The 18,687-nt window shown below is 73.5% G+C and carries 17 protein-coding genes; 8 read left to right on the forward strand and 9 right to left on the reverse strand.

The annotated features are described in order from the left end of the window. Window positions 1-30 precede the first annotated feature (30 nt). On the forward strand, window positions 31-1,107 hold the full coding sequence (locus QRY02_RS16645) for a DNA polymerase ligase N-terminal domain-containing protein (RefSeq protein ID WP_285992433.1): 1,077 nt from the start codon (window positions 31-33) through the stop codon (window positions 1,105-1,107). Between the two features lie 4 nt (window positions 1,108-1,111). Here QRY02_RS16645 and QRY02_RS16650 read toward each other — a convergent pair whose 3' ends face one another. From QRY02_RS16650 to QRY02_RS16670, 4 genes are all read right to left on the reverse strand, one after another. Next, window positions 1,112-2,551: an MFS transporter gene (locus QRY02_RS16650; RefSeq protein ID WP_285992434.1), complete on the reverse strand. Its 1,440-nt coding sequence runs from the start codon at window positions 2,549-2,551 to the stop codon at window positions 1,112-1,114. A gap of 514 nt (window positions 2,552-3,065) precedes the next feature. Beyond that, window positions 3,066-3,575, reverse strand: coding sequence for a hypothetical protein (locus QRY02_RS16660; RefSeq protein ID WP_285992435.1), 510 nt, complete (start codon window positions 3,573-3,575; stop codon window positions 3,066-3,068). Between the two features lie 102 nt (window positions 3,576-3,677). Then, window positions 3,678-6,623 carry an AfsR/SARP family transcriptional regulator gene (locus QRY02_RS16665; protein WP_285992436.1) on the reverse strand — a complete coding sequence of 982 codons (2,946 nt, stop codon included), beginning with the start codon at window positions 6,621-6,623 and terminating at the stop codon, window positions 3,678-3,680. Window positions 6,624-6,728: 105 nt separating this feature from the next. After that, on the reverse strand, window positions 6,729-7,433 hold the full coding sequence (locus QRY02_RS16670) for a DJ-1/PfpI family protein (RefSeq protein WP_285992437.1): 705 nt from the start codon (window positions 7,431-7,433) through the stop codon (window positions 6,729-6,731). 98 nt (window positions 7,434-7,531) lie between these two features. Here QRY02_RS16670 and QRY02_RS16675 point away from each other — a divergent pair, with 98 nt between their 5' ends. Beyond that, the gene (locus QRY02_RS16675) at window positions 7,532-8,509 is read left to right on the forward strand and encodes a GlxA family transcriptional regulator (RefSeq protein WP_285992438.1); all 978 of its coding nucleotides are present in this window, start codon (window positions 7,532-7,534) and stop codon (window positions 8,507-8,509) included. 170 nt (window positions 8,510-8,679) lie between these two features. Beyond that, window positions 8,680-10,302, forward strand: a complete 1,623-nt coding sequence (locus QRY02_RS16680) for a YibE/F family protein (protein ID WP_285992439.1) — start codon at window positions 8,680-8,682, stop codon at window positions 10,300-10,302. A gap of 3 nt (window positions 10,303-10,305) precedes the next feature. Here QRY02_RS16680 and QRY02_RS16685 read toward each other — a convergent pair whose 3' ends face one another. Further along, window positions 10,306-10,935: a hypothetical protein gene (locus tag QRY02_RS16685; RefSeq protein ID WP_285992440.1), complete on the reverse strand. Its 630-nt coding sequence runs from the start codon at window positions 10,933-10,935 to the stop codon at window positions 10,306-10,308. Continuing rightward, complete coding sequence (locus QRY02_RS16690) at window positions 10,932-11,504, reverse strand: MBL fold metallo-hydrolase (protein WP_285992441.1); 573 nt, start codon at window positions 11,502-11,504, stop codon at window positions 10,932-10,934. The genes QRY02_RS16685 and QRY02_RS16690 overlap by 4 nt, the downstream gene beginning before the upstream one ends. 148 nt (window positions 11,505-11,652) lie before the next feature. On the opposite strand from QRY02_RS16690, the gene QRY02_RS16695 reads away from it, so the two are divergent. The 4 genes from QRY02_RS16695 (at window position 11,653) to QRY02_RS16710 (ending at window position 14,879) form a co-directional block, all read left to right on the forward strand. Further along, window positions 11,653-12,528: a peptidylprolyl isomerase gene (locus QRY02_RS16695; protein ID WP_285992442.1), complete on the forward strand. Its 876-nt coding sequence runs from the start codon at window positions 11,653-11,655 to the stop codon at window positions 12,526-12,528. Window positions 12,529-12,532: 4 nt separating this feature from the next. Then, window positions 12,533-13,312: an aminotransferase class IV family protein gene (locus QRY02_RS16700; RefSeq protein WP_285992443.1), complete on the forward strand. Its 780-nt coding sequence runs from the start codon at window positions 12,533-12,535 to the stop codon at window positions 13,310-13,312. A gap of 74 nt (window positions 13,313-13,386) precedes the next feature. Beyond that, window positions 13,387-14,205: a LysM peptidoglycan-binding domain-containing protein gene (locus QRY02_RS16705; RefSeq protein WP_285992444.1), complete on the forward strand. Its 819-nt coding sequence runs from the start codon at window positions 13,387-13,389 to the stop codon at window positions 14,203-14,205. Between the two features lie 95 nt (window positions 14,206-14,300). Beyond that, window positions 14,301-14,879 carry a DEAD/DEAH box helicase family protein gene (locus QRY02_RS16710; RefSeq protein WP_285992445.1) on the forward strand — a complete coding sequence of 193 codons (579 nt, stop codon included), beginning with the start codon at window positions 14,301-14,303 and terminating at the stop codon, window positions 14,877-14,879. Here QRY02_RS16710 and QRY02_RS16715 read toward each other — a convergent pair. Continuing rightward, window positions 14,866-15,645 (reverse strand): enoyl-CoA hydratase/isomerase family protein, encoded by a 780-nt coding sequence (locus QRY02_RS16715; protein WP_285992446.1) that lies wholly within the window; start codon window positions 15,643-15,645, stop codon window positions 14,866-14,868. The two genes, QRY02_RS16710 and QRY02_RS16715, sit on opposite strands and share 14 nt — an antisense overlap. A 73-nt stretch (window positions 15,646-15,718) precedes the next feature. Here QRY02_RS16715 and QRY02_RS16720 point away from each other — a divergent pair, with 73 nt between their 5' ends. Further along, window positions 15,719-16,552, forward strand: coding sequence for an alpha/beta fold hydrolase (locus QRY02_RS16720; RefSeq protein WP_285992447.1), 834 nt, complete (start codon window positions 15,719-15,721; stop codon window positions 16,550-16,552). Here the strand turns inward: QRY02_RS16720 and QRY02_RS16725 are convergent. Then, entirely contained in the window at window positions 16,549-16,890 is a 342-nt protein-coding gene (locus QRY02_RS16725; protein ID WP_285992448.1) for a hypothetical protein, read from the reverse strand. The two genes, QRY02_RS16720 and QRY02_RS16725, sit on opposite strands and share 4 nt — an antisense overlap. Continuing rightward, window positions 16,890-18,551 (reverse strand): AbeC-like domain-containing protein, encoded by a 1,662-nt coding sequence (locus QRY02_RS16730; protein ID WP_285992449.1) that lies wholly within the window; start codon window positions 18,549-18,551, stop codon window positions 16,890-16,892. The genes QRY02_RS16725 and QRY02_RS16730 overlap by 1 nt, the downstream gene beginning before the upstream one ends. Between the last annotated feature and the right edge of the window lie 136 nt (window positions 18,552-18,687).

The raw sequence follows: 18,687 nt of genomic DNA on the forward strand, positions 1-18,687 counted from the left end.
TCTTCGAGCGGAAGGGGTACCGGGGCGGCCATGGCCGGAAATGCCGACAAACTCGAGGAATACCGCCGCAAACGAGCCCGCGACCGCACCCCCGAACCCTGGCCGGACGGCCCGCCCGTCCCCGGGGAGGACAACCTCTTCGTCATCCAGGAACACCACGCCACCCGGCTGCACTGGGACTTCCGGCTCGAGCGCGACGGCGTGCTGGTCTCCTGGGCGGTCCCGAAGGGCCTGCCGCTCTCCCCCGGCGTGCCCCGGCTCGCCGTGCACACCGAAGACCACCCCCTGGAGTACCTCACCTTCTCCGGCGAAATCCCCGCGAGCGAGTACGGCGGCGGCTGGATGACCGTGTGGGACACCGGGACGTACGAAACCCTGCACTGGAACGACCACAAGGTCGAGGTGGTCTTCCACGGCGCCCGCACGCGCGGCAAGTACCTGTTCCGCAACCGGCACGACGAGGACGGCCGCGACTGGACCCTGCGGCGCCTCGACCCCGCCGAACCCGGTCACGAAGACGCGCCCGAATTCCTCGAGCCGATGACCGCGGAACCGGGTGAGCTGCCGGCCGCCGACGACGAGTGGGCCTACGAATTCGCCTGGGGCGGCCTGCGCACGATGCTGCTGGTCTGCGGCGGCCGCGTGACCGCGCACGACGACACCGGCGCCGACGTCACCGACCGGTACCCCGAGCTGCACAAGCTAGGCGAGCAGCTCGGGTCGACGGAAGTGCTGCTGGACGGCGAAATCGTCGTGATGAAGGACGGCAGGCCCTACCCCGCCGGGCTCGACGAGCGCCGCCGGGCCGACGGCGCGGCCGCCAAACGGCTCAAGACCGGCTGCCCGGTCTTCTACTTCGCCTCCGACGTCCTGCACCTCGACGGACGGCCGACGCTCGAGCTGCCCTACACGAAACGCCGGGAGCTGCTGGACGGCTTGGCCATCGAGGACCGGCATTGGCAGGTCCCGCGGTACTTCCTCGGCGGCGGGGAGGCCGTCGCCGGCGCCAGCCGCCAGCACGGCCTCCCCGGCGTCGTGGCGAAGCGGGCCGACAGCCCGTACCGGCCGGGCGGCGGTGCGGGCGACTGGCTGCTCATCGCGAACTGAGCCGTCAGTGCGGCCGCGGCACCGCCGTCAGGTTCCCGCGGCCGGCCCGCCTCAACAGCACGAAGGCGAGCACCGCACCGGCCACCCCGAACCCGGCGCAGGCGGCCAAGCCCGCGTGGAACCCGGCGAGCGCGCCGGCCGAGCCCGGCATCGCCGCGATGATCGTCGAGACCACGGCGACCCCCAGCGCCCCGCCCACCTGGAACGCGGCCACGTTGACCCCGGACGCGATGCCCGCGTCGGCCGGGGTGACGCCGGTCAAGGCCGCCGCCGCCAGCGCGACCGAGGCGCTGCCGAGCCCGAGGCCGAACAGGACCAGCCCCGGGAACACCGTCGTCAGGTACCCGGCGTCGGGCGAGATGCGGACCAGCAGGGCGCTGCCGATCGCGAGCAGCACGAAGGCGGCGATGGACACGCGGCGGAGCACGGGCCGGGCCAGTGCCTTTTGCGTGGCGTACGCGCCGACGACACAGGCGATCGGCATCACCGACTGGCTGAGGCCGAACCGGATCGGCGTGTAGCCCAGCACGCCCAGGGAATACTGCGTGAGCACGACGGACATGCCGTAGACGAGCATCGCGATCAGGATCGTCAGCACGTTCCCACCGAGCACGGTGGGCGACCGGAACAGCCGCGCGGGCAGCATCGGGGCCGCCGACCGCCGGTCGACCGCGATCGTGACCGCGGTCAGGACCACGAAGACCGCCGCGACGCCGAGGACGGGGAAACTGGTCCACCCGCGTCCGGGCGCCTCGACGAGCACGTACACGAGCAGCCCGAGCGCGGCGGTGCTGAGAACCGCACCCGCGACGCCGAGCGTGCGGTGCGCCGAGGCGGCCCGGCTTTCGCGCAGCAGCACCGGGCTCAGCACCAGCATGAGCAGCGCCACCGGCACGTTGACGAAGAACAGCGACGGCCAGCCGAACCAGCCGAGCAGCGCCCCGCCGAGCAGCAGGCCGATCGTGGCCCCGATCGCGGCGATGGCCGCCCACCCGGCCAAGGCCCGGTTCCGTTCGCGGCCTTCCGGGAACATGTCGGTGAGGATCGCCAGTGCCGTCGGAGCCATCAGCGCGGCCGAAACGCCGTGCAGCGCCCGCGCGACCAGCAGCACCGCACCTGACGTGGCGAGCGCGGAGAGCACCGACACGACGAGGAACAGCCCGGTGCCGAGCATGAACACCCTGCGACGCCCGATCAGGTCGGCGATCCGGCCGCCCAGCAGGAGCAGCCCCCCGAAGGTGAGCAGGTTGCCGGACAGGATCCACTGCGCCTCGACCGGCGACAGCCCCAGGTCCGCGGCCATGAGCGGAACACCCATGACCACGCTCTGGGCGTCGAGGATCACCATGAAGTTGGCCGTGCAGAGCAGGACGAGCGCGGCCCACCGGCGGGGATCCGCGGGCCGGGCGGCCAAGTCCGGCCGCATCGATTCTGCGAGAGTCATCCGCGCTCCTTGTGCCGATCCGACTCGCGTGCGCCCTGACCGTACGAATCAGGAGGCGGTCGGCTCTTCTCCCCGGCTGCGCAAATGGTCGCGGATCAGGTGCCCGGTCCGGCGGCCGTGACTCCTCCCGCCGCGCGAGAAGTCCGTCAGTCGCCCCGCACCAGCGTGACCACGCCCGCGACCACCGCACCGGCCACCACGTTCCCGGCCAGGGCGGCCGCCGAGGGCGGCGTCTCCCCCGCATGGCGCAGCAGCTACGGCGAGAGCGCCGCCCACGCGCCGAGCACCGGCACCACCCAGCCGAGCAGGCGCATCCGTCGCGTGGCCGCGCGGGCGATCGCCGGCGCGATCAGGACCAGGCCGACGAGGGTGTCGCTCAGCGCCAGGACGCCCGCTCCGCCGAAGCCGGTGACCCACGGGGCGTCTGCTCACTTCCACCCGGAGAGGTACCCGGCCGTCGCACCGGGTAACCGGGGCCTGCCCGCCGCCCTCGCTGCCGGCAGGCCCCGGCCGGTCAGCAACCGCAGGTGTAATACGTGATGTCCCAGTGGGAGCCTTCGTCGCAGTAGAGGTTGCCCGACCCCGCCTTCCACTGCGGGTAGCCGTCGCCGCGCAGGCCGGCGTAGCCGAAGCTGTTCTTGACGTAGGCGTCGATGCAGCTGTTGTGCGAGATGTCCACCTTGTAGCCGTTCCAGTGGCTGTAGGTGCCGGACGCGTGCCCGGTCTCGGTGCCGCCGGTGATGTTGATCGCGCAGCCGCTGGCCCGCTTCAGCGTGATGACGCCGCTGACCGTGCTCTGGTTGATCTGCTCGTACGACGTGCACGTCGAGTTGTTGCGGTTGGTGCAGCCGCCGCTGGAGGAGTGCGTCACCCCGGCCGCGGACAGCTGCGACGCGGCCTGCGCCTGGGTGAGCTTGGTGACCTCGACGCTCGCTGAAGCGGTGCCGATGGTGGCGAACACCGCCGTCGCGGCGGACGCGGCCAGCCCCAGTGCCGCCCGCGCCAGCATCCGTTGTCCCGGCATGCGTTGTCTTCCTCTCCTGCGACGATCCGGACGCCGGTGAGCCAAATCGGGGCGGCCATAACTTCGCCAAACTCCGGCCGCGTGCGCCGGGCCGGGAAGCCGTCAGGTCCTGATCTTCGCCAAGACTTCACGAATCCGGTCCCGGTCCGGGGATGCGCCGGTGACGGCGTCGAGTTCGCGCAGCGCCCGCAGCTCCCACAGCGGGAACCCGAGCTCGCGGAACAGGCCCGCCGAGATGCGCAGCAGCCGCGCGGCCTCGGCGCCGTCGCCGGTGTCGGCCTGTGTCCGTCCGAGGCTGAGCAGGGCGTATCCGGCGCCGCGGCGGTCACGCAGCTCCCGGAAGACGTCCAGCGCGAGCAGCAGGTGCCGCCGCGCGCCGGCGGGGTCGCCCGCGCGGCGGCGGGCCTCGGCGAGGCTGCGGTGGGTGTAGGCGGCCGCGTGCCGGTGCCCGATCTGCTCGAACAGCGCCAGCGACCGCGTCAGGAACCGCTGCCCGTCGGCGACTTCCCCGGCGTCGGCGTGCAGGTCGCCGAGGCTGCGCAGGACGTGCGCCTCCCAGTGCCGCTCGCGGGTGCGGACGGCGCCGCCGAGCGCGCCGGTGAGCAGGTCGGCCGCCTGGTCCTGCCCACCGTGACGGCGCAGGACGTCGGCGTAGCGCTTCGCGGCCTGGTCGTGCCCGCGGCCGTCGTCGCAGTCCCGGGCGAGCAGCATGCTGGCCTCGAAGCTCTCGACCGCGCGCCGCACGTCGCCGACGTCCTCGGCCAGCGAGCCCAGCTGCGCCGCCGCGGCCGCCTGCCCGCGGCGGTCCCCGCACTCGCGCAGCAGGCCCAGCGCCTCGCGCAGCTCGGCCTCGGCGGCCCGCGGATCACCGCCGTCGAGGTGGACGTCGGCGAGCGCGGCCAGTACCGCGCCGGTGCCCCGCGGGTCGTCCAGGGCGCGGTAGCGCTGCTCGGCCAGCACGAAGCAGGACTGCGCGCGGTGCCGGTGGCCGTGCTGCGAGTGCACCACGCCGAGGTTGTGCAGTTTCTCGGCCTCCGCGCGCGGGTCACGCCGTCGGCGGGCCGCGGCGAGCCCGAGCACCGAGACGGCGCGGGCGGCGTGGCCGAGCCACGGGGTGCCCGCCAGCGCGGTGCAGGCGTCGGCGAGCCGTTCGGTCAGCTCGTGCCAGCCGTGCGCGCCCGCGATCCGGACGGCGGCGGCGAGGTGGCCGGTTTCTTCGGCCGCCCAGCCCGCCGGGTCCGCCGCGATCCGCCGGGCGACCACCGGATCCGGCTTGGGCGCGGGACGGCCTCGCGCGTGTTCGGCGTGCGCCAGCGCCGCCTCGCACGCCCGGCGCAGCGCCGCTTCGCCGGCGTCCGCCGGGCTTTCGGCCAGCACCAGCCGCACGAACGGGGGCAGCGCCCACCGCGTCCCGGCCGGGTCCAGCAGGTGTGCGGCGGCCAGGTCGTCGAGGCGGTCGCGGGCTTCGCCGTGAGGCCGGTCGAGCAGTGCCGCCGCGGACCAATCCGGGACGGGGACACCGAACGCGGCGAGCAGCCGCAGCAGCGAAACCTCGGCAGCGGACCGCTCACGCAGCGCCGAAGTCACCGCGGCGCGGACACCGAGATCACCGGCGGTCAGCTCGTCGAGCCGGCGGCGATCGTCGGCGAGCCGCGCGGCGAGGTCGCCGATACGCTGGTTCGGCCGCGTCGCGAGCTTGATGCCGGCGATCCGGACGGCGAGGGCGAGCCCGGCGCAGTGGCCGAGAACCCGCTGCGCCGCTTCGGGTTCCTCCCGCAGCCGCGCCTCCCCCGCGATCGCCGCCAGCAGCGCCCAGGCGTCCTCTGTGGACAGTTCCGGCACCGGGATCGCCCGTGCCCCACACAACCCCGGCAGCTCGCGGCGCGTGGTGACCAGCGTGGCGCAGCCGGGCCCGCTCGGCAGCAGCGCGCGCACCTGCGCTTCCGACACGGCGTCCTCGAACAGCACCAGCAGCCGCCGGTCGGCGGTGTAACCGCGCCACAGCCCGGCCAGCCCGGTGCGGTCGGCCAGCTCGGCCGGCGTCGCGCCGAGCCGGCGCAGGAAGCCGGACAGCACCGCCGCCGGCTCGGCCGGTGTCCCGTCCGGGGCCCGCAGCGAGGCGGTCAGCTGGCCGTCGGGGAACCGGCGGCGGGCCCGCCACGCGGCCTGGACCGCGAGCGCGGACTTGCCCGCCCCGGCGGCGCCGTGCAGCACGACCGGGGCCGGGCCCCGCAGCGCCCGGGCGACGCCGGCGAGCTCGGCCACGCGGCCGGTGAAGTCGGGCACCGCGGGCGGGAGCTGGGCGGGCGGCCCCGGCGTCGTCCACTCGGTGCCGGCGATCCGGCGGTACACGGCGACGAGGTCGGCGCCCGGCCACACGCCCGTCTCGTCCCACAGCGCCCGCCGGGTCCGGCGGAGCACCTCGAGGGCAGCTTCGCGACGGCCGACGGCACCGAGCGCGGCGGCGAGGCGGGCGGCGAACCGTTCGTCGGCGGGCCGGGCCGCGACCACCGGGTCGAGCCGCTCGACGACGGACCGGCCGTCGCCGTCGGCGAGCTCCAGCTCCACCAGCTGCAGCAGCGCGGCCGAGCGCCGGTCCTCCAGCCACAGCTTGTGCGCCTCCAGCAGCGGGCCGCCCGCGACGTCGGCGAAGGCGTCGCCCCGCCAGCACGCCAGTGCCCGTTCGAGGGCGCGGCGGCGCTGGGCCCGGTCGTCGGCGCCCGAGGCGAGCAGCGCCAGGAAGTCGTCCGCGTCCAGCTCCCCCGGCTCGACGGCCAGCGCGTAGCCCCGGGGTCCGGACCGCAGCCGCTGCCCGGCCTCGGCGGCGCCGAGGCCGGGTGAGAGCGTCTTGCGCAGCTTCGACACGGTGACCTGCACGACCGCCGCGGCGCTCGAGGGCGCGCCGTCCGGCCACAGCTCGTCGACCAGGGTGTCGCGGCCGACGAACTGGCCGGCCCGGGCGAGGAGGACGGCGAGCAGCCGCCGCGGCTGCGCGGCCGACGGCAGCGGGACGGAGGCCGCCAACGGGCCGAGCACCTGGAACCGCACGGCTACAACACCCCACCCGCGAGATCACCTGATCGAGCGAGCTGAATCTAACCGCCCGGCGCGTCCGGGGAACCCCGCTCACCCGGATGGCCGACGACGTTCGCCTCAGGCGTGGGCGAGCAGCTTCGCCAGCAGCTCCGGGTTCTCCGCCAGACCTTCGCGCAGCGTGTGCTCCCGCAGCGGTTTCAGGTCGCCGTACGGCTGGTTCGCCCAGTCCAGTGCGCCCTGCGGCGGCTCGGGGTCGTACTCGATGGCGAACTGGATGTTCGTCGCGACCTGCCGTCCGCCCAGGCGTTCCGCCAGGTGCAGCGCCAGGTCGATGCCGGCCGACACGCCGGCCGCGGTGATCACCGGGCCGTCCTCGACCCACCGCCGCGCGACCGGGGTCGCGCCGAGTGCGGCCAGCAGGTCGCGGAACATCCAGTGCGTCGTCGCCCGCCTGCCTTCCAGGAGCCCGGCCGCGCCGAGGACGAGGGAGCCGGTGCAGACCGACGTCACCAGCTCGGCGCCGCCGGCCGCGGTGCGCAGCCAGGCGAGGAGGGGCTCATCGGCCATCGCGCGCAGCGTCGGGACGGTGCCGCCGGGCACCAGCACCGCGAACGGGGACGGCACCTCGTCGAACGTGTGGCTGGGAGCGATCCGCAGCGGCGTGTCGGTGCCGACGGTGTCCTTCGTGGCGCCGACGACGACGGTCTGGTAGGCGGGGTTCATCAGGGCCAATGCGCTGAGCACTTGGAGCGGGCCCACGAGGTCCAGCGGCGTCAGGCCGGGGTAGGCGACGAAGGCGATGGTCTTCCGGTCATCGGTCATGCCGTCCACCGTGGCGTTCGCCCGGGACGCCGGGGGCGCGGATGTCCGGATTCCTGCGAACCACGTCCGAGTGCCGGTCCGGCTGCTAGCGTTCGATCATGCCAGGCTCACCCAGACGGGTCGCGATCGTCGGTTACGCCGACGCCGAGCTGCTGGACATCGCCTGCCCCGCCGATGTGTTCGACGCCGCCAACCGGCTCGGCGCGCGGCCGCCGTACGAGCTGCAGCTGGCCTCGGCCGACGGCCACGGCATCCGCACCGGCTCCGGGCTGACGCTGCAACCGCACCTGCGGCTCGACCAGGTCGACGGCGACCTCGACACGCTGGTCGTCGCGGGCGGCTGGGGCAGCACGGCCGCGGCGGCCGACGAGCGCGTCCTGGCCCACGTCCGGCGGCTCGCCCGCACCAGCCGCCGCGTCGCCTCGGTGTGCACGGGCGCGGAGGTGCTCGCGGCGGCCGGGCTGCTCAACGGCCGCCGCGCGACGACGCACTGGCGGTACGCCGCGCGCCTGGCTCGCGACTACCCGTCGGTGACGGTGGACCCGGTGCCGCTGTACGTCCGCCACGGCAACGTCTACACATCGGCGGGGGTGACGAGCGGGCTCGACCTGACGCTGTCGCTGGTGGAGGCCGACCACGGCCCGTCGCTGGCCCGCGAGGCGGCCCGCGCGCTGGTCACGTACCTGCAGCGGCCGGGCAACCAGGCCCAGGTCAGCCTGTTCCTGGCCGGGCCGCCGCCGGAGCACCGCGAGGTCCGCGACCTCACGGCCTACATCGCCGAGCACCTCGACGCCGACCTCGGCACCCCGGCCCTGGCGGCCCGCGCGGGCCTCAGCACCCGCCAGCTCACCCGCCTGTTCGACGCCCACCTCGGCACGACCCCGGGCCGCTACGTCCGCACGATCCGCACGGAGCACGCGGCCCGCCTGCTGTCCGGCACGGACCTCCCGCTCGCGACGATCGCCCGCCGCTGCGGCTTCGGCTCGACGGAGACGTTGCGCCAGGCCTTCCTCGACCACTTCGACACGCCACCGTCGGCCTACCGCCGCGTCCACGTCCGCCAGGCCTACGGCTGACGCCGTGTCGTCCGTCGGGGCACGCGTGTCGTCCGCCTGAGTACGCGTGTCGTCCGTTGCCGTACCGGACGACACGCGTACTTGGACGGACGACACGGCGAAGGCGGGAGGAACCGGGCGGCACGGCGGCCCGTTGCGGACGCGGCGAAACCCGCTGTCAGGATGTGCGGGTGGACCGCCCCGACCTCGACGACGACGAAACCGGCCCGATCCGCCGGATCACGGACGAGGTGTCCCTTTCGCCGGGCCACGGAACGTCCGGAACGCCGGGTACGCCCCGGAAACCCGTCCGCCGCGCCCCGGCCGAGGGCACCCGCCGCGCGGGCGACCCCGACCGCCGCCGAACCGACACCGGCCCCCAGCGCGCCGCCCACTCCGGATCGCTGCGGATCCCGGCCGAGCCCGGTCGCGCCGCCACACCGCGCCGCCGCGGCGACACCGGACCACAGCCGGTCCCCGCCGACGGCGAGCGCCCCGCCGCCCGCCGCGGGGACACCGGGCCGCAGGGGGTCACCGAGACCGCCGCCCGGCCCCGGCGCAAAGTCGCCACTCCCGAAGCCGGGCACGGGCACGGCCATGGACACGGCCACGGCCCCGCCGCCCCGGCGTCCCGGCGTGTGCGGCTCCTGCTGATCTGGCTGCTCGCCCCGCTCGCCCTCGCCACCGTCGTCGGCATGATCGTCCTCTACCCGTGGGGCAAGGCCGACCCCACCAGCGTCGTCCCGCAGGGCACGCCCGTGCACGCCGACATCCGCACCACCACCACCGGCCCCTGCCTCGCGCAAGGCCAGGTGCAGGTCGGCGACCAGACGGACCCGAACGCCAAACCGTGCCTGACCGTCGAACTCACCATGACCGACGGCCCCGCCTCCGGGAAGCCGCTGCGGCTGACCGTGCCCATCGAGCCCAGCACCCCGCGCTTCGCCACCGGGGACGCCGTCGTCCTCGCCTACAACGGCGGCAACGCCGGCGATCCCGCCAGTTTCCAGCTGGTCGACTTCCAGCGCGGCACCCCGCTGCTCGTGCTGGCCGCCCTCTTCGCCGTCGCCGTGCTCGTGCTCGGGCGGTGGCAGGGCATCGCCGCGCTCGTCGCGCTGGGGCTTTCCTTCGTCGTCATCGCGCTGTTCATCCTCCCGGCCATCCTCGCCGGGGAAAACCCGCTGGTCGTCGCCATCGCCGGGGCCGGCGCGATCATGTTCATCGCGCTCTACCTGACCCACGGCCTCTCCGCGAGAACGTCCGCGGCGGTGCTCGGCACCCTCGTCAGCCTCGCGCTCATCGGCGTCCTGTCCGCGATCTTCTCCGCCGCGGCTTCGCTCACCGGGCTCGACGACAGCACGTCGACGCTCATCGGCTCGCTCGGTCACGGCATCGACGCGCGCGGGCTGCTGCTCGCCGGCGTCGTGATCGGCGCCCTCGGTGTGCTCGACGACGTCACCGTCACCCAGACCAGCGCGGTCTGGGAGCTCCGCCGCGCCAACCCCGACCTGACCTGGCGCGAGCTCTACAGCTCCGGCCTGCGGATCGGCCGCGACCACGTCGGCTCGGCGGTCAACACCCTCGTGATGGCCTACGCCGGGGCCGCGCTGCCGGTGCTGCTGTACTCGTCGATCTCCGGCGTCGGGCTCGGCGCGCTGCTCGGCAGCGAGGACATCGCGCAGGAGATCATCCGGACGCTCGCCGGCAGCGTCGGCATCGTCGCGGCCGTCCCGGTGACCACCGTCCTGGCCGCGCTGATCGCCGCCCGCGAGCCGGCGGACCACCTCAGCACGGCGAAAGCGGCCCCGGCCTGACACTCAGTCCAGCGTCGCCACGAACCGGCTGACGGCTTCCATCGTGAAGCGCTGCACGTACTTGCCCGACGGCGCCACCGACGCCAGCCGGTAGAGCGGGCGCTCCGCCACGCCGGAGCCGCGTGCCTCCGCCTTCAGCTCGGCGACCAGCAGCTCGCCGAACACGAGGCCGTTCGCCTCGGTGTTGTGCATCAGCGCGTTCGCCAGCTTCCGCAGCTGCATGATGCCCAGCTCGCGCCCGCCCGTCCCGGAGAACACGGCGAGGTCCACCTTCGCCACCTTGCCCCGCTGACCGGCGTTGACCAGCAGGCTCACCGTGCGGCTGCCCCGGACGTCGCCGACGACGAGGTCGAGGCGGGTCGCTGTCGACAGGTCGACTCGGCGCAGCCCCCACGTGCGCACGAGCAGCGTCGAACCCTCCAGCCAGACGCGACGGCGGATGCTGACAGCCATCACGTACAGCAGCGGCAGCGCGATCACCAGCGCGACGACCAGGCCGGTCACCGTGCCGCCGATCAGGCCGGCGATCCCGCCGAAGGCCGCCGCGACGATCACGACGCCGATCAGGCCCGAAACGCCACGGCGACGGCGGCCGCGCGGATCCTCCTCGAACAGCGCGATTCGCTCGGTCATCCGTGCGCCCCCGTCCCGGCGAGGAACGGGTTGCCCGCGCGTTCCCGGCCGATCGTCGTCGCCGGGCCGTGGCCCGGCAGCACCACCGTGTCGTCCGGGAACGCCGCCAGCAGGTCCCGCAGCGCCGCCGTCACGTCCCCGCGGCCGATCGACCCGGCGAACAGCGTGTCGCCGGTCAGCGCCAGCCGGCCGCCCTCGGACGTCTCCAGGCCCAGCACCACCGATCCCGAGGTGTGGCCCGGCACGGGCCGGACGTCGACGTCCAGCCCCGCGTACACGCCCGGCGAAAGGGGGACGCTGTCACCGTCGTACAGCGGCGCGTCGGCCGGGTGCAGGTGCAGCGGGACGCCGTGCTCGGCCGACAGCGCGGCCGCCGAGGCGACGTGGTCGGGGTGCCCGTGAGTGGCCAGCAAGGCCGCCGGGACCAGGCCGTGCTCGTCGAGCGCGGCGGCCAGCGGCACGGCCACCTCCTGGCCCGGATCCACGACCACGCACGGCCCGCCGGCGGCCGCCGCCAGCAGGTAGCAGTTGGCCTGCAGCGGGCCGCTGCCGAACCCGACGACGAGCACCGAACGCCTCCCCGGACTTCCGCGCCGGATGGCGCCGATCACGATCGGGTTGAGACTAGCGGGCCCTGTACATGGTCCTCACAGGCTGTGCCCATACACTGCCGCTACCTCAAACGTGTGAGACGAGCGGAAACCTGGAGGGTACGGGGTGGCGACCAACCAGCAGCGCCGCGAAGCTGCGAAGCGCAAACTCGAGCGGCAGCTCGAGCGCCGATTGGAGCAGCAGAAGCGACGCCGGATGATCGGGGCTGGTGTAGTCGGCGTGGCCGTCCTCGTCGTCGCCGGTGTCGTGGTGTGGATCGTGAGCGCGAACAGCGGCGACAGCACCAACACCGCGGCGTCGTCGTCCTCGGCCGCTCCGCCGCCGACCGACCTCCAAATCCCGACGCAGCGCACCGCGCTGCCGAAGCGGGCGACGCCGTTGCCGAACCCGACGACGTGCGACTTCAAGGCCGACTCGACGGGCAAGGCGCCGAAGAAGGTGAACCCGCCGGACGGCAAGAACGTCCCGTCGACCGGCACGGTGAACGTGACGCTCAAGAGCACCGCGGGCGACATCCCGCTGACGCTCGACCGGGCGCTCGCCCCCTGCGCGGTGCAGAGCTTCATCAGCCTCGCCAAGCAGAACTTCTACAACGACACCATGTGCCACCGGCTCGGCACCGAAGGCCTGCAGATGCTGCAGTGCGGTGACCCCTCGGCCACCGGCGACGCGACCCAGGACGGCCAGGGCGGCCCCGGCTACACGATGCCGGACGAGGCGTTCCCGGAGATCAAGTACGGCCGCGGCATCCTCGCCATGGCGAAGACGCAGGCCCCGAACTCCGGCGGCAGCCAGTTCTTCATGGTCTACGGCAGCGCCGACGGCCTCCCGGCGGACTACTCGGTGTTCGGCAGCATCAGCGACGAGGGCCTGAAGGTGCTCGACGCGGTGGCGAAGGCCGGCATCGCGAACCCGAGCCCGCAGGACGGCACCGGAGCGCCGACCAAGCAGGTCAAGTTCACGGGCGTCACTGTCTCGTAGTCCGATGACGCCCCACTTCGAACTGAACGGGGATCCGCTCGGCCCGGACGCCGCACTCGCGGGAATGGTCTCCTACGGCCACTTCACCGCGATGCAGGTCCGGGACGGGCGGGTCCGCGGGCTCGCGTTCCACCTCGAGCGGCTCGCCACGAGCACGCGGCTGCTGTTCGGCACCGAGCTCGACGCCGGCCTCGTGCGGGCCTACGTCCGGCAGGCGGTCGCCGGTGAATCCGCGCTCTCGGTCCGGGTCGTCGTGCTCACGCGGTCCTTCGACGAGCCGATGACCCCCGAGATCCTGGTCCGGACGGGCCCGCCGCGCCGGCCCGACCCGGCGCCGCTGCGCCTCCGGACCGTGCGTTACGAGCGCGATCTGCCGGAGGTCAAGCACCTCGGCACGTTCGGCCTGATCCACGAAGCCCGCCAGGCCCGGTTGGCGGGCTTCGACGACGCGCTGTTCGTCGACCGCCAGGGCCGGATCAGCGAAGCTTCGATCTGGAACGCCGGCTTCCTCGCCGGGCAGACCGTCGTGTGGCCGGAAGCCGCGGTGCTGCCCGGGATCACGATGCTGGTGCAGCAGGAAGCCCTGCGGCGGCTTGGCGTGCCGCAGGAGAAGCGCGAGGTCCGGCCCGCCGACCTCCGCGATTTCGATGCCGTGTTCGTGACGAACTCCGAGACGCCCGGGCGCGCGGTCGCGTCCGTCGACGACCTCGTGCTGCCGCCTGCCGACCGCGCCGTGGCCCTGCTCGCCGAAGCGTACGAGACCGTGCCGTGGGACAAGATCTGAACCACGTCCGCACCCGCCCCGTGTAGAGGGCAATACCGCCAGGCCCGCCGGGTCGTCGTGGAGAGGTGCCGACGATGGTCGAAAACCGGGTTCCCGCGGTTCGCCGCGTCCTCGGGCGGGCCGGTCAGGCCGGCTGCGCCGGTGTCCTCTTCGCCGTGCTCGCCGGCGGTCCCGCGCTCGCCCAGGCCGACCCGCCGCCGCCGGTCAAGTACTACATCGTGCCGCACGCCGACAACCCCGAGGACATCACGCTGTTCAAGATCGCCGAACGGGCGCTCGGCGACGGCCGCCGATTCCCCGAGATCTTCCAGCTGAACCAGGGCCGGCCGCGGCCGGACGGCACGCCGTTCACCGATGCCGCGGCGATCGAGCCCGGCCAGGTGCTCCAGCTGCCCGAGGACGCCGTCCAGAAGCCGGGCGTGCAGTTCGGCCCGCTGCCGGCGCCCGCACCCGTCGCACCCGTCGCTCCGGTGGCCAAGCCCGCTCCGGCCGAGGAGACGTCCGGTCTCGGCGTGGGCCTGGCTTCGGCCGTCAGCGGCACCGGCGGCCTGCTGACCGGCCTGCTCGCCGGGCTCTGGTGGCGGCGCCGTCCGCACCTGCTCCCGCCGGCCCCGTTCGAACCGCCCCCGCGCGAAGAGGAGGACTTCGGCACCGGCTCGGTCAGCGGCACCCTGCCGCTCCCGATCGTCGTCCCCGAGCCGCGCCCGGACGTCGTGCTGCGCCCGGAACCGATCACCGCCGAGCACGCGATCATCGTGCTCGACACGGCCGAAACCCAGGTCATCGCCGCGGTGCGGCCGGGCTCGCGATTCCACTTCCGGATCGGCCCGCAGCCGGATTTCGCGGACTCCGCGACCGTGCTCGTGGTCGACGACGAAGGCGACCGGCCCTGACCCCGGCGCGTGCGTCCCGCGTCACTCTGCGCTGAACGGATCAACCGGCACCGGAACACTGGCCATCGGGCCGCCGGGCCCGCGATAGTCGTCCCATGACCCGGGATCCGTTCGGCACCCTCCGGAAGGCGCTGTGGATCGGTGGCGCTCCGTGGACCGGCAAGTCCACCGTCGCGCGGCTGCTGGCCGAGCGGCACGGCCTGACGGCCTACCACCACGACGACCGGGCCCGGCCCGGCGACCCGCTGCCGGACGACCTCCCGGCCGGCGACCAGCTGGCCGCGATGATGGCCGAGTTCGGGCACCGCTTCCACCGCGCGCTCGACGACCTGCGCGCGCTGACCTCGCCCCGGCCGGTCGTCGCCGAAGGCCGGGGACTGCGGCCGGAGCTCGTCGCCCCGCTCGTGGACTCGCCCGGCCGCATGGTGGTGCTGGTGCCGACCGAGCTGTTCCGCCAGCACCAGCTCCGGCACCGGCCGGACGCCCCCGCGATCCCGCAGCAGCGCACCCGGCTCACCCGCGACCGGATGCTCGCCGCCCAAGCCGTGCGGACGGCACGGGACCTCGGCATCCGCGTCATCGAGATCGACGGCAAGCTCGGCCCCGACGGCGTCACCGACGTCGTCGCCGAGCACTTCCACGCCTACCTGGACTTCGAGGTCAGCGAAAGGTGAACCGCGGCGGCCGCCGCTCGAGGAACGCGGCGACACCCTCCGCGTAGTCCTCGCCGTGCAGGGCTTCCGAGCGGATCTCCTCGACCTCGGCGTCCGGGGTTTCCTGCCCGGCGACGATCTTTTCGATGATCCGGTTCATCCCGCGGATCGACGCCTGGGACCGCGCGCACAACGTCTCCACGAACGCCAGCGTCGAGGCTTCGAGGTCGTCGGCCGGGAAGACGTCGTTGAGCAGGCCGATTTCCCGGGCGCGAACGGCGGTGATCAGCTCGCCGGACAGGAGGAAGTACTTGGCGTGGGCCGGACCCACGAGCGAGACGAGCTGGCGGGTCGAATCGAAGTGGTAGACGATGCCGAGCTTCGCCGGGGTGATGCCGAACCGCGCGCCCTCGGCGGCGAACCGGAAGTCGCAGGCGACCGAAACCTGGCAGCCGCCGCCGATGCAGTTGCCCTGGATCATCGCGACCGACGGCTTGCGCAGCGCGGTGAGGGCGGCGACCGCGCCCTCGACGGCCTTGTCGTAAGCCGCCGCGCCGTCCGCCGTGGTGCGCAGCTCCCCGAACTCGCTGATGTCGGCGCCGGCGGAGAAGTGCTGGCCGGCCCCGGCGATCACCAGCGCCTTCAGCCCCGGATCGGCTTCCACCTCGGCGACGACGTCCGGGATCGCCGCCCACATGCCGTAGGTGATGGCGTTCATCTTCTCCGGCCGGGTGAGCGTCAGGCGGGCGATTTCGCCATCGCGCGTCAGGTCGAATCCGTCGGTCATGACCGGCACCCTAGCTTCTCGCCCTGAGCGAAACCTGCGGTGTGTGACGCGGTCGGGTGGCTAGTTTGGGGCCATGGCGGCGATCGAGGTGGGCGGGACGGCGTTCGGCTACGACGAAGCGGGAGAGGGGCCCGCGGTCGTGCTGCTGCACGCCGCACTGGGCGACCGCCGGATGTGGGACGCGCAGTTCACCGAGCTCGCCGCCACCCACCGGGTGATCCGCTACGACCGCCGCGGGTTCGGGGAAACCCGCGGCGAGAACGGCGAACACGCCCACTTCGAGGACCTGCTGGCCCTGCTCGATGCCCGGGGGATCGAGCAGGCCGCGCTGGTCGGGGCGTCGATGGGCGGGGCGTGCGCGCTGGACGCCGCCCTCGCCGCGCCGGAGCGGATCACCCGGCTGGCGCTGCTCGGCTCGGGTCTGACCGGCCACACCTGGCCGGACCACATGCTGGCGGACTTCGCCCGGCTGGCCGCCGAGGCCGTCCCCGCCGACCGGTTCGCCCGCTACCAGGCCCGGGAAGGCGACGTCGACCCGGCGGACGTGCGGGCCATGGCGGACGCCAACATCCGCTACCTGGTCGCCGGACCCGCACGCGAAGTCTCCGTGCTGCCCGGTGAAATGGTCGCGCTGGTCCGGGAGATGTGCGAGCAGGTGTACCGGCACGACTGGACCACTCCACAGTGGACGGAGCGGATCCCGGACACCCGGCACCGGCTGGCCGAGATCACCACACCGGCCCTGGTGGTGATCGGGACGTCGGACGCGCGGGGGCTGGTGGAACTGTCGGCGCACTTGGCGGAATCGTTGCCACGGGCCGAACTGGTCGAGCTGGCCGACACCGGGCACCTGCCGTCGATGGAACGGCCGGACGAGGTCAACGCCCTGCTGCGGAAGTTCCTCTAGCCGAAGATCTTCTGCACCTGGTCGGAGATCTTGGCGACCAGCTCCGAAAACTGCACCACCCCACCCAGCAGGCCCTTGACCTTTTCCCAGCGGCTGCGCACCACCGCCGGCTCCGCGGCGTCGCCCGTGCGCAGATCGGCCGCCAGGTCGGTCAGCGTGTCCTCCACGACCTCCTGCTTCGCGAGGTCCTGGCCGCGCACCTCGGTCGTCAGCCGCTCGACCAGCTCGAGCAACGACGAGACCGCCGTTTCGGCGCCGCCGGCTTCGATGCCCGTCTGGGTGATCTTGCCCGAATTGTCGCCGCCGATGCTGACCTTGTTCGTGATGCGGTGTCCCATCAGGTCTCCGTCCTGGTCACGCGGCCGGAGGCCGCGGGCGGCCGTGGGCGCGGGGTGCGCAGCCCGGTCTGGGTGATCGGCCCGCGGTTGTCGCCGCGGATGGTGATGTCGTTGTTGATCACGACCGCCGCCTGCTCCTCGAACTTCGCCGTCGAGAAGCCGGCGTCGCCGAGGAGCTTGCCGATCGCCGGCAGGAGCCGGCTTTCGATGATCTTCTCGTACCGGGCGATGTCGACGAGCTGGAAGTAGTCGGTGAACAGGTTCACCGAGGCGAGTTCGCGCAGCGTGCTCGCGGCGCCGTAGCGGTCCGGGTCCACGACGCCGGGCTCGCGCTTCGGCTGCCGGATCCACGACGCGAGGTTCAGGATCCGGCCCGGCAGGCTCGCCGGCATCTCCAGCCAGGCCAGCAGGCCCTGCCCGAGCGGGCGCAGCGAATCCGGCCGCATCTTGTCCACCACGCGGTACTCGGCCCGGATCGGCGGCAGCATGTACGGCGTCCACTCGGCGTACAGCGTGGTGTCGTCCACCGCGACGTGCAGGAACGTCGTGAGCACCAGGTCGCGGTCCCACGTCTCCACCTGGAAGGACAGGTAGTAGCGCGCCCACTCCTTCGGTTCCGTGCGGAGCCGGGCGACGTCGGCCTCGCTGAGCCGGGTGTGCGGCGGGCGCTCGATGTCCGGCAGGTAGGCGGCGGCTTCCGGCTCCCCCAGGTGGTCGACGAGCTCGGTGGCCGGGGTGAACACCGCCTCGGTCACCGTCAGCCCGCCGAGCCGGTGGTCCGGCGACAGCGCGTTCGCGTGGCGGAGGTCCGCGATCGCCGTGCGGACCCCGTCGTACAGGGCTTCGGTGGTCAGCTTCGGCCGGCCTTCGCCGTCATCGATCCGCTCCAGCGGGATCGCCATGGACCAGGCGTCACGCCGGAAACCGGCGCCCACGAACGGGTTGTACCCGCGGTACACCACCAAGGGCGCACCCGGCGGCTCGGCGGGTTCCGCGCTCCCCTGGTAGCGGGCGAGCTGGCCCCGGAAGTCTTCGGTGAGCAGGCCGGTGAGGCTGCCGCCGCCGTCCGCGGCCCCGCCGAACCGCTTGAAGCGCGTCGTCAGCAGGTTCCACAGGGACCAGCGCTCGATCGTCACGGCCACGCACACGACCACCGCGAGCACGACGCCGATGATGGTCCGGGCGGTGTCGCCGCCCGGGGAACTGTCGGAATAGACGTCTTGGCCGTAGTACCGGCCGGCGGAGTAACTGCTTCCGGAGTCGAAGATCTCGTCCGAATAGGACAGCAGCAGCCAGGCGACGACGACCGCGATCCCGAGCACGACCAAGGTTTTCGGGTTGAGGCTCTTCTCCGTCGCGTAGGCGTTCTTCCCCGCCCGCGCGACGACGAGCACCAGCGAAAGCACGATCCAGCCGTAGAGCAGCGGGTTGTCCCACAACAGCCCGATGACGACGGCCATGAGCACCACCAGCAACCCGTCGTAGTTCTTGCGGCGCGCCCGCGCCCGCACCGCCTCGGTGAGCACGCGGCCCGCGTCGAGGCCCGGTGACGGCGGCACCGGCCGGGTGGGCTCGACGAGGAACTCGGAGATGGCCCGCCGGCTGTAGGCGGGGTCGAGGTAGGACGCCGCGCACAGGTAGCGCGTGGTGTCATCGGCCATGCTGCCCCCTTGTCAGGCCGGGGATCCCGGTCGCCGGACAGCCCGCTCCCCCGCAATTTGCGGACGGTATCATGCAGTTGCGGACGGCGGCACCGCATTTCGGGCACGAATGTCCCTACCGTCCCTCCGGCAGTTT

Source organism: Amycolatopsis sp. DG1A-15b (assembly GCF_030285645.1).
GTDB lineage: Bacteria > Actinomycetota > Actinomycetes > Mycobacteriales > Pseudonocardiaceae > Amycolatopsis.